The 10,449-nt window shown below is 51.0% G+C and carries 8 protein-coding genes; 4 read left to right on the forward strand and 4 right to left on the reverse strand.

The features are described 5' to 3' along the window. The first annotated feature begins 90 nt into the window (after positions 1–90). Positions 91–609: a YwhD family protein gene (locus tag M4D81_RS33505; RefSeq protein WP_071221123.1), complete on the forward strand. Its 519-nt coding sequence runs from the start codon at positions 91–93 to the stop codon at positions 607–609. A gap of 101 nt (positions 610–710) precedes the next feature. Here M4D81_RS33505 and M4D81_RS33510 read toward each other — a convergent pair whose 3' ends face one another. From M4D81_RS33510 to M4D81_RS33520, 3 genes are all read right to left on the reverse strand, one after another. Further along, complete coding sequence (locus M4D81_RS33510) at positions 711–1,880, reverse strand: copper amine oxidase N-terminal domain-containing protein (RefSeq protein WP_260069542.1); 1,170 nt, start codon at positions 1,878–1,880, stop codon at positions 711–713. 184 nt (positions 1,881–2,064) lie between these two features. After that, positions 2,065–4,323 carry a heavy metal translocating P-type ATPase gene (locus M4D81_RS33515; RefSeq protein WP_260069543.1) on the reverse strand — a complete coding sequence of 753 codons (2,259 nt, stop codon included), beginning with the start codon at positions 4,321–4,323 and terminating at the stop codon, positions 2,065–2,067. After that, a complete protein-coding gene (locus tag M4D81_RS33520) occupies positions 4,324–4,707 on the reverse strand; it encodes an ArsR/SmtB family transcription factor (protein WP_071221126.1) in 384 nt (127 codons plus the stop codon). Positions 4,708–5,117: 410 nt separating this feature from the next. Between M4D81_RS33520 and M4D81_RS33525 the strand changes: the two genes are divergently transcribed. Next, a complete protein-coding gene (locus tag M4D81_RS33525; protein WP_260069544.1) occupies positions 5,118–5,996 on the forward strand; it encodes a hypothetical protein in 879 nt (292 codons plus the stop codon). Between the two features lie 112 nt (positions 5,997–6,108). On the opposite strand, the gene M4D81_RS33530 is transcribed toward M4D81_RS33525, so the two are convergent. Continuing rightward, a complete protein-coding gene (locus M4D81_RS33530) occupies positions 6,109–8,169 on the reverse strand; it encodes a transglycosylase domain-containing protein (RefSeq protein ID WP_260069545.1) in 2,061 nt (686 codons plus the stop codon). Positions 8,170–8,501: 332 nt separating this feature from the next. On the opposite strand from M4D81_RS33530, the gene speE reads away from it, so the two are divergent. Beyond that, the gene (gene speE / locus M4D81_RS33535) at positions 8,502–9,329 is read left to right on the forward strand and encodes a polyamine aminopropyltransferase (RefSeq protein WP_012818360.1); all 828 of its coding nucleotides are present in this window, start codon (positions 8,502–8,504) and stop codon (positions 9,327–9,329) included. An 18-nt stretch (positions 9,330–9,347) separates the two neighbouring features. Next, a complete protein-coding gene (gene speB / locus M4D81_RS33540) occupies positions 9,348–10,217 on the forward strand; it encodes an agmatinase (protein ID WP_100541604.1) in 870 nt (289 codons plus the stop codon). The last annotated feature ends 232 nt before the right edge of the window (positions 10,218–10,449 follow it).

Consider the following 10,449-nt stretch of genomic DNA (forward strand, 5'->3'; position numbering starts at 1 on the left):
ATTATTAGTTAAAATAAAATTATTGGGACATGGTTATCAATTTAGCAGCTGATACGTAAGGATCGGCTCTGATATAGGAGGTCGGCAGCAGTGGAGAATGAAGAGCAGAAGCAGGGTGCGAAGAAACCGATTGCTTTGAATATTATTAATAGCAAGAGTAAGCATAAAGGGTTTGGATCAGGCTCCATCGATCTGAACAGTCTGTCACCCGTCATTATCGATAATGGCGAGGCCCGAGTGGATATTGGGGCCATGCATGCCAAGAGTAAGGTGGAGAAGGGTATCCGTTTCAGCATGAACCGGGATGAAGTGCCCAATGGACGACAGGTATGGATCGTGTGGGTGGCTGTAGATCGTACGGCGGAAGGACAGCATTATGCAGGCATGACCGCCTGTGAAATGTGGATCGACCAGGAGGCCCGTCGCGGCTGGAAGATCCTCGCCGATCATGTGAATAAAATGGATGCGGCGATGAAGCGCAAGATCATTCTGGATGGTCTTGGCGACGTCGAGAAGAAGGCACTGCGCGAGCTGCTGATTTCGCGTAACGAGGAATGGTGGAATGCATCGCCAGAGGAATTCAGGGAAGCTCTTCAGACAGCGGAATGATACAATAAATTAAAGAAGCCTTTCCAAAAAGGACGAACATGAAGAAGACCGGTTGGATTCGTAAATGAATCCGGCCGGTCTTCTACTTATTTGCATATCGATTAGAATGGAAGGGTGTAGGTCAGCTTTTCTTTTTGATCGAGAAACGGATTGTTGTATTGGAACGTCAGCTTCCCGCCGGCATATCCGATATACGTAAGGCCGTCACCGATGAAGCCCACCTCGTTCGGCGGCATTTCCTCAATGACCTTGATGGTTTCCTCGTCCAGAAGCTCAGGATAGATAAGCTCGGCTGTCTTGCCTGTCGGATGGACGATATACAAGGTCGCCTTCGTGTATGGTCGGACGAGCAGGAAGTCCTGTTCAATCGCTTCTACGACAAAACTATCCTTTACTCCCGTGACCGCGGCCAGGTCATAAGTTTTGACCGTTTTGCCCATCGGATGAACCAGCTCCAGCGTACTGCCGTTCATCATGGCAATATTGCCTTTGTAGCTGAGTTGGTCCGGATGGTAGTTGATCCCGGCAAAATTGGAATGATTGGTTTTGGATAGCTTCAGGATTTTTTTGTCCTGTATGAGCACCCGGTATCTTCCCTCATGAATATGAGGTTCGCCGTAATAATTGGACAAGTCGACCACATAGGTATTGCTGTTGATCCGATGTGCGCTTAAGCTGACTTGATCGATCTCCTCTACCGGGATCATACCGACTTGGGCTGGCATGGATCCGGCTTTACCCATGGACAGCATACCATTCTCTCGATTTACCCAGAACAGCATATTGGCCTTGGAAGCATAGGCGTATTTTGACCAAGCATCAAAGGTCGTTCTAAGTCCGGATTTGCTGTCATATTTCAGAGGGATGCCGAAAGCTTTGGTAATCAGACTGGCTGGAACATAAGTCACGCCTTTCTTCACGACCGGAGCCGCCTCAAGCTTGAGAGGGGTCCCCTTGGCATTGACTGCGCGCGACTGACCGATGATAATGCGAACAGACTGTGTCGGGCTGTTAATATACAGCTCTTTTTTTCCCGGGATCGTCAACTGCAGCTGCAGTTGTTCGGAAACATCCTTCAATGGAATGAATACGACGCCTTTATTTGTATAAGGTTTATGTTTCACGTCCAGCGTGCTCCAGTTTGCCTTGCTCTGTGATGTGGAAGCTGCTGCCGCATGGGCAGGAATCGTTGCGAGCGATGAGGACGTAAGCAATAAAGACATGGCTATGGATGCGGTACCTGCTAATTTGATGAGTTGCACGGATTTCATATCAGTTCCTCCTTATGGTTTACACTCCCGCCTATATAAACGACTAAATAATGGGAAATGTTTCACCCTATCGCAAAATCATGTAAAAATTGATATATGCTTATGGCGTAAAGATCAGAGCTAGTGGCCAAAGGACGAACTAAAAAAACCGGAGCTGCCCTGAAAGGGCGAAGCTCCGGTTATATTAATATCCTGATTTCAGCTCCTGATCCTTGCCAAGCAGGATGGTGAGACCAAGCAAGGTAACGATAATGGTGGCGCCCATGTCCGATATGATTGCAATCCACAGGGTCAGCCAACCTGGAATCGTTAGCAGCAAAGCAATGGCCTTCAGCGACAGAGAAAGTCCGATATTCCACTTGATAATCTGATTGACCCGTCTTGCGGTTTTGATGGCCCCCGGAAGCTTGCCAAGGTGATCCTGCATCAATACAACGTCGGCGGTTTCTATGGCACTGTCAGTCCCTTTTCCCATCGCGATACCCAGATCAGCAGCGGCCAATGCAGGGGCGTCGTTAATGCCATCGCCAACCATGCCGGTTTTTTTGCGGGAAGAAAGCTCCTTGATCTTGGCAACCTTCTGTTCCGGCAGGAGGCTTGCGAATACCCGAGCTACACCGGATTGTTTCGCGATGGCCTGTGCGGACTGCTCATGGTCGCCTGTCAGCATGACCGTATCCGTGATACCGGCCTCGTGAAGCTTGCGGACGACGGTTGCCGTCTCCGGTCTGATCTCGTCGGCAAGGCCGAACTGGCCTAATACACGATCTTCGCTTACAGCAGCAACAATCGTATAACCTTGGGCCTTCATGCGCCGAATGTCATCCTCCACGGCACGGATATGATCTTGCTGGCCGTTCACATGCTTCAGCACTTCCTCGCTTCCGACCCAGAACAATTTCCCTCCAACTTCAGCCCGAATGCCTTCGCCTGGCAGTACCGTTATCTGTTGAGGTTCATTGAACATGCACTGCGGATTCTTGATCTCCAGATGTTTCATGACGGCTTTAGCCAACGGATGGAGAGACGATTGCTCCAGTGCGCCTACAACGGCATAAAATTTGGTTTCATCATATACCGTCTCTGCATAGACGGCAGGCTCGCCTTTGGTCAAGGTTCCCGTCTTGTCAAAAGCGATGGCTTCCAGCCGGCCAAGCTGCTCCAGGTGGACCCCGCCTTTGATCAGAATACCGTTGCGTGCCGCGCGGGTCATCCCGCTGACCAATGCAATCGGAGAGGAAAGCACAAGCGAACAAGGGCATCCGACAATGAGGATGGACAGCCCCTGATAGATCCAGGTCATCCAGGGCTGATTCAGCAGCAGCGGAGGAATCAGCGTAACGGCCAGCGCGATGATCATAATTGCAGGAGTGTAGTACTTAGCAAATTTATCGATGAAGAGCTCTGTCGGCGTCTTGCTGTCCTGTGCCTCCTGTACAAGATGCATGATCTTGGCCAGGGAGGAATCCTCATAGGCCTTCGATATGGCGATATAGAGCACACCGTCGGTGCTGACACTGCCGCCAAACACAGCATCGCCTTCCCGTTTCGTAACAGGTACCGATTCCCCGGTAATGGCGGCTTCGTTCACCGCCCCGGTTCCTTGGGTTATGGCTCCATCGGAAGGGATTTTCTCCCCGGGTCTTACCCGGACAACGTCCCCGGGAGTGAGACTCTCGATCGGCACGCGCTGGGTTTGACCGTCTTTCCATAGTTCCGCTTCTTTGGGCGCTGCGGCCAGCAGCGCTTCCATCGATTGCCGGGCCCGTTTCATGCCGTATCCTTCCAGCAGCTCGTTAAGACCAAACAGAATGGCAACCAATGTGGCTTCCCGCCACTCCCCGATGATGACGGCACCCACGAGCGCAACGGTCATCAGGGTATCCATATTGAATTTAAAGCGGGTCAGATTACGCAGTCCGCGCAAAAATGTCGTATATCCGCTCAAAATCATAGCGCCTGCATATAATGCGATCACAACCGGTTCGGCGACTTTTCCTTCCAATAGAAAGGTGAAGAGATAGAAAACAGCGGAGATGGACAGCAGCCATTTCATACTCCCTATGCCGCCATGACTACGTTCATGAGCATGATCATGGCCATGTTCGTGATCATGTCCTTGTGCCGATCCGTGAGCATGCGATGAATGGATAGGCTGCACTTCAGCACTGGCGGCCGATAAGGCTGTCTGCGGAGCATAAACGATGCGCGCACCGTCACTTTTCAGAATGGTTTCTACTCGGCTTAGATTGACATGGGGAGAGAGGGTCAGCTTCCCGCTGTTGTAACTCAGTCGGGCATTGTTCCCATGATCCAGCTTCTGGATCTCCTCCTGCATTTCACGTGTACAGTTAGGGCAGGAGAGCCCTTGTACCCGGTATTCAATAAGTTCGCCGCTTGTCTCCGGAGAGGATTGGGAAGGTTGATGGTTGTCCTTGCTCATCTACATCTTCTCCTTCTGGTGCTCCAGCGTCATGTGAAGCAATGTTCGGATATGATCATCTTTGAGTGAGTAGTATACATTCTTTCCGGCCTTGCGCGATTTGGCGATATCTTTGTTCTTCAGCGTCCGCAGATGATGGGAGGCCGTTGCCGTTGAGCTTCCGAGTACTTCGGCTACATCGCAAACACATAACTCGCCGCCGCGGTCCAGCATATAAGCTACCTTGACCCGCGTCGGGTCGGCCAAAGCCTTGAAGATTTCTGCCATGCCGATCATATCCTCATCGGAGATCGTTTCTTTTAAGGAAGCAATTCTTTCAGTTGAAGGACATTCCGTTTCACACAGCTCGAGGGCGATTTCTTCGTTCATCGTCCGTACATTCATAAGAACAACCTCCTTGGAGTAGGAGCAATAAGTGCTCTTTATTCTATATATATTCAAACGTTGATTTGATTGTTAGTCATAATATACCCGATTTACACTCGATATTCAAACGAATATTTGATTGTTCACAAGCATTTCACAGAACGAGATTGAATCAGCAAGTCATATAGTATTAACCAATTCCAAGGGTTAGGCGCAGTATCGTCCCTCAGAAAATCCTTCCATTTCATAACACGCCAACTTATACTATTAGCAAAAAGATGTAAATTCGCATAGAAAGAATACCTGGGCCCAGAGCGCCTCATGCTACATAGCATCCTTGCACGGGCCAAACGTTTCGACTTGAATGTGTACATTATCTAATACCTATCTTCGATTTGCGGATGTGTATGAACAGGGGAGGCCAGAGTATGACTTGTCCAATATGTCGATATGAAACGGGAGATGGGAAGTATTGCAAGAAATGCGGGGCAAGGCTGATTATCGAGGATTCGCCCGTATTTGCCGCCATGAAAGAGCAAGCAGCAACGTCGGAGGCGTACAGTGTCACTAGGCGAAATGGCGGCAGTAGAGGGGAGCTATCTCATGTACGCCAGACCGAATCTGTTCTGCCGGTATATACCCCGCCGGATATTCCGTTCCGAGCGGCAGGCCGGCAGCATTCTGAAGAAGAAGAGGAACCCAATCCTTATTGGACCAGCTTAAAATTGTACGGACAGCTCTATGGGGATTATTTTCTGAAGGGATTAAGAAATCCCTTTGGCGCAGCTGCCGGAACGGAAAGCAGCCAGTTCTTCAACGCGATCGTGTCCATGCTGTTCTATGTTGTTCTTTTTCCACTCGCACTGTATGCAGCGCTTCATCATGAGCTGCAAGGGCTGCCTGAGGGGGCATTTGCAGATCTTGTCCTAAAGCCAATCGTTTGGACTGCGATTTTCCTATTCTTGCTGAATGTCTTTACCTTCGCTGCGGTCAAGCTGTCCTTCAACCCGGCTGCAAAGCTAAAAGAAGTGATGGCAAGGTTCGGCGCTTTGTTGCCCTTGTTCCTCGTGTTGTATGGGGTCAGCTTTCTGTTTCTGTTCCTGAATGGCGATATCTCGAAGGTTATCATCCTTCTGTCGTTCATCAGCACCGTGATGACCGTCCCGTTATTCGTTATGACCAGCTACAAAAAAAGAATGGTTGGCGGCCTGGATCCGCTGTATGCGATCCTCCTGGTCTACGTTGCACTGATGCTCGTGATCGTGATTCTGGGTAGTTCCATGATCGAATATATAACCGTTTTATAATGAAGCCATCTACATTACATATCGTGAAAAAAAGAAAAACAGCAGGTCCTCGTGCGGGAACGTCCCGTATAAGGAGCTTGCTGTTTTTTTTATGTGACGGGTTCGATCCGATTTACTCGACCCACCATCGTTTGAAATCCTTCCACCAGGAACGCTCTTCCTGTTTCTCGGCCGCATCTGCAGGGTTGGCCTTCTTGGCGGGCTCCCCGCCTGCATGTTCGTCGCAATATTCCGTAGGCTCCGTTCCTTTGACGAAGACCTCCAGAACTTTGTCCGGACAGCTGGCGCCGGCGAGCTTGCCGGTCTTGGGATCCACATATGCGTTGACGACTTCGTCCGGGATCGGAAAAATTTTAGGCGGTACGTTCTCCAAAGCCTTCTCCGTATACTGCGCAAAAATCGGAGCTGCCCGCCGTCCGTCCACTTTGCTAATCTCCCGTCCTTTGTCATACCCCACCCATACCGCCGTCGACAGCTCCGGCGTATAGCCAACAAGCCAAGCGTCGGTGTCGGTGGTGCCTGTCTTTCCGGCCACCGGTCGTTTCATTAGGGTCGAGACTCGGTTGCCCGTGCCACCAGTCTCGAATACCCCCTCCATCATGCGCGTCATCACGTAAGCAGCGGAAGGCTCAACCACTTGTTCACCTGCATCTTCCGGCGCTGAATACAAGCTGCGGCCGGCAGCGTCGGTGATACTCAGCACCGCGACAGGGGAGACCCGTATGCCGCTGTTAGCCATGACGGCGTAAGCCGAGGCCATCTCCAGCGGGCTGACGGGCGAGGTGCCGAGGGCCAGGGAAGGAACAGGCTCCAGCGGACTTGTGATACCCATCTTTTTCGCCATGTCGGCGACTTTATCCGGGCCGATCTTCATGATGGTGTTCACGGCATAAATATTATCCGAAGCGGCGATAGCTTCCCTCATGGGAATTTCGCCTAAATATTTATCGCCGAAGTTGCTGGGCTGATACGTCTTGCGGTTGTTATCGTAATGAAACAGGGTGGGCTGGCTGTTGAACACGCTGGTGCTTGTCATTTCCTTGGATGCAATGGCCGTTAAGTACATGATCGGCTTAAATGACGACCCGGGCTGCCTTGTTTTGGCTAAAGCGTGGTTGTACTGATTCTCCCGGTAGTTCTTACCGCCTACCATGGCTTTAATGTGCCCGTTACGCGGGTCGATGGATACCAGCGCCGTTTCCAGCTCGCTCTTGCTGTCCATGCCCGCAGATACAGCCTCTTCGGCTGCCTTCTGGGCCCGCGGGTCCAGGGTTGTATAGATGTTCAGACCACCCTGTTCGAGCTGCTGATCCGTAATGTTCAGCTGCTTGGTGACGAGACTCCGGACGTAGTCCCGGAAATAGGAGGCAATCACTTTATTCTCCTGTCGGTCCTGAGGAAGCAGGGCGAGCTTGGCCGAGGTGGCTTTATCGGCTTCTGCCTCGGTAATGAATCCAGTCTCCGCCATCGCATTCAAGATAATCTGCTGTCTTTTGAGCGCGTTGTCGATATGGTTATAGGGCGAGTAATAGGTCGGACCCTTTGGAATGCCGGCCAGCATCGCGCTTTCGGCCAACGTCAGGTTTTTTGCCGACTTGCCGAAGTAGAGCAAGGACGCCGACTCGATGCCGTAAGCACCGTGTCCGTAATAAATTTCGTTGAGGTACATCTCAAGTATTTCATCTTTCGTATATTTCATCTCAAGCTGGACGGTGAATTTGGCCTCCTTGAGCTTCCGTGTCCACGTTTTTTCATGAGATAGGTATAAGTTTCGTGCAAGCTGCTGGGTTAACGTGCTTGCCCCCTGTTTGCGATCCATATGCTGCAGGTTGACGAGTACGGCTCGGGCCATACCCTTCATGTCAAACCCCGGATGATCATAGAACTTCCGGTCCTCCACTGCCAAGGTAGCCTGGATCAGGTGCGGAGATATATCGGTTAAGCTCACTTGCTCGGAGGTATGTCCCGTGGTGGAGAAGGTGGCGATTAAATCTCCTTGGTTGTCGAGCAGACGGGAGTAGCGGGATGTTTCCGCGACGGGCAGTGGCGTTATAAATAAATAGGCGAGCAGAATGCCGCCGGCGATGATGGAAATGCCAAGAAGTACGAACAGAAATGTAGCAAGCCGGACGAAACGACGTTTGCGCTTGGGTGATTTTTTTTGTCCCGGCATGATGGTTCTCCTTCCAGTCCTTTTTGTAAAGTTGAAGGCTTTAAGCTGCCAAGGATCGAGATGTGTTGGAATTCCCCTTGGCTGCCTTCTTTTTCTATATAGTATGGGGCTGGAGCGGGCAGGATATTCATGGGAATCCATGAGGATTTTGCTTCTGTCCGTGCGATCTGGAACTTTTGGTTGCAATTTGGGCTTGATTTAATATAATCTAATTTGTTTGGTACAATAGGAAAAGTGTGAAACTGTAAGCTAAAGGCATCTGCCCCGAATAAAGTTTTACGGCTTGGATCTGGACGGCTGAACATTATTCTAGCGGAAAGAAGGTAGTGACGATGGAATTATGGTACACAGAGAAGCAAACCCCGACTTTTGGCATCACGGCTAAAATCCGGGAGACTTTTGTACATGAGAAGACGGAGTTTCAACAACTGGATATGATCGATACTGAGGAATTCGGGCGCATGCTCGTTTTGGACGGTATGGTTATGACTACAATTAAGGATGAATTCGTCTATCATGAGATGGTCGCTCACCCCGCGCTGAACACGCATCCAAATCCGAAGAAGGTTCTTGTTGTCGGCGGAGGAGACGGTGGCGTCATTCGCGAAGTGATCAAGCATCCGGGCGTAGAGAAAGCAGTACTCGTTGAAATTGATGGAAAAGTTATTGAATATTCGAAGCAGTATTTGCCTGAGATCGCCGGCAAGCTGGATGATCCGAAGGTCGAAGTGCTGGTTAACGATGGATATATGCACATTATTGAGCATAAGAACGAATACGACGTCATTATGGTGGACTCCACCGAGCCTGTAGGCCCGGCAGCTCCGTTGTTTGAGCGCGGATTCTATCAAGGGATCTATGAGGCGCTGAAGGAAGACGGTATTTTCGTTGCCCAAACGGACAACCCTTGGTTCAAAGCGGACCTGATTCAGCAGGTCAACAAAGACGTGAAGGAAATCTTCCCGATTGTACGCGTATATGGCGCGAACATCCCTACGTACCCAAGCGGTCTGTGGACATTCACCATGGGCAGCAAAACATATGATCCGCTCGAAGTGGATGAGTCCACCATTGATGAAATGGATACGAAATACTATTCCCCTCGTCTGCACAAAGCGGCATTCGTGCTGCCGAAATTCGTTGAAGACCTGGTGAAATAAGGAGGAGCGTATAAACTGATGAAACTGGATCAAGGTTATTCCGGCAACGTGTTTATTCTGAGCTCCGAGGATTATGAAGGGTCCAAAGCCGTCATTTATGGTATGCCGATGGATTTCACCGTCAGCTACCGTCCCGGCTCCCGTTTTGGCCCTGCCCGTATTCGCCAGGCGTCCGTAGGTTTGGAGGAGTACAGCCCTTACTTAGATAAAAGCATTGAAGACATGACGTATTTCGATGCAGGCGACCTGATGCTGCCTTTCGGCAATGCGGGCCGCAGTCTTGAAGTGATTGGCGATTATGTAGGCAAGCTGCTGGATGACGGGAAATTCCCGATCGGACTCGGCGGTGAGCACCTCGTTTCTTGGCCGATCATTCAGAAGGTGTATGAGAAGTATCCGGATCTTATTCTGATCCATATCGATGCCCATGCTGACCTGCGCGAGCATTATGAGGGAGAGCCGTTGTCCCACTCCACGCCAGTCCGTAAGGCGGCGGGTATTATGGGCGGAAAGAACATTTATCAGTTCGGTATCCGTTCCGGCTCCCGCGAGGAGTTCCAATATGGACGCGAGAACATTAACTTCTATCCGTTCGAAGTGGCGGCACCTCTTAAAGAAGCCTTGCCTTCCATGGGCAACCGTCCGGTCTACGTGACCATCGACATCGATGTGCTTGATCCATCTGCCGCACCGGGCACCGGTACCGCAGAAGCGGGCGGCATCACATCGAAAGAGCTGCTGGAAGCCGTGCATCTCATTGCTGGCTCCGATGTGAATGTGGTCGGATGCGATCTTGTGGAAGTGGCGCCGATCTATGATCCAACCGAGCAGACCCAGATCGTGGCTGCGAAGCTGATTCGTGAGATGCTGCTGGGATTTGTAAAATAGTCCACCCACCCAAACCCTCCCTGCCAGGGAGGGCCCAAAGGGCGCTGCCCTCTGGACACCCGCAACTTTGGTGTTCGGAGTGGGGATGAGGATATGAGCGGGGCTGGTGCTTGTGCCCGGCCACCGCTCGGTCTCCCCTGCGGGGACGCCCTCGTGGCCTCTTGTGCGCCCATATATTAGCCGAAGCTAATCGCTCCTCGGCTGTTGAAGAAAAAGCAAGCCTCCCCTACCT

Origin of the sequence: Paenibacillus sp. p3-SID867 (assembly GCF_025142895.1) — a bacterium.
Classification (GTDB): domain Bacteria; phylum Bacillota; class Bacilli; order Paenibacillales; family Paenibacillaceae; genus Paenibacillus_AQ.

Bases quoted from the DNA above. Each gene is read 5' to 3' on its own strand.
- M4D81_RS33530 (WP_260069545.1), bottom strand. From the start codon at position 8,169: ATGCCGGGACAAAAAAAATCACCCAAGCGCAAACGTCGTTTCGTCCGG.
- M4D81_RS33520 (WP_071221126.1), bottom strand. From the start codon at position 4,707: ATGAATGTACGGACGATGAACGAAGAAATCGCCCTCGAGCTGTGTGAA.
- speE (WP_012818360.1), top strand. From the start codon at position 8,502: ATGGAATTATGGTACACAGAGAAGCAAACCCCGACTTTTGGCATCACG.
- M4D81_RS33525 (WP_260069544.1), top strand. From the start codon at position 5,118: ATGACTTGTCCAATATGTCGATATGAAACGGGAGATGGGAAGTATTGC.
- M4D81_RS33515 (WP_260069543.1), bottom strand. From the start codon at position 4,323: ATGAGCAAGGACAACCATCAACCTTCCCAATCCTCTCCGGAGACAAGC.
- speB (WP_100541604.1), top strand. From the start codon at position 9,348: ATGAAACTGGATCAAGGTTATTCCGGCAACGTGTTTATTCTGAGCTCC.
- M4D81_RS33510 (WP_260069542.1), bottom strand. From the start codon at position 1,880: ATGAAATCCGTGCAACTCATCAAATTAGCAGGTACCGCATCCATAGCC.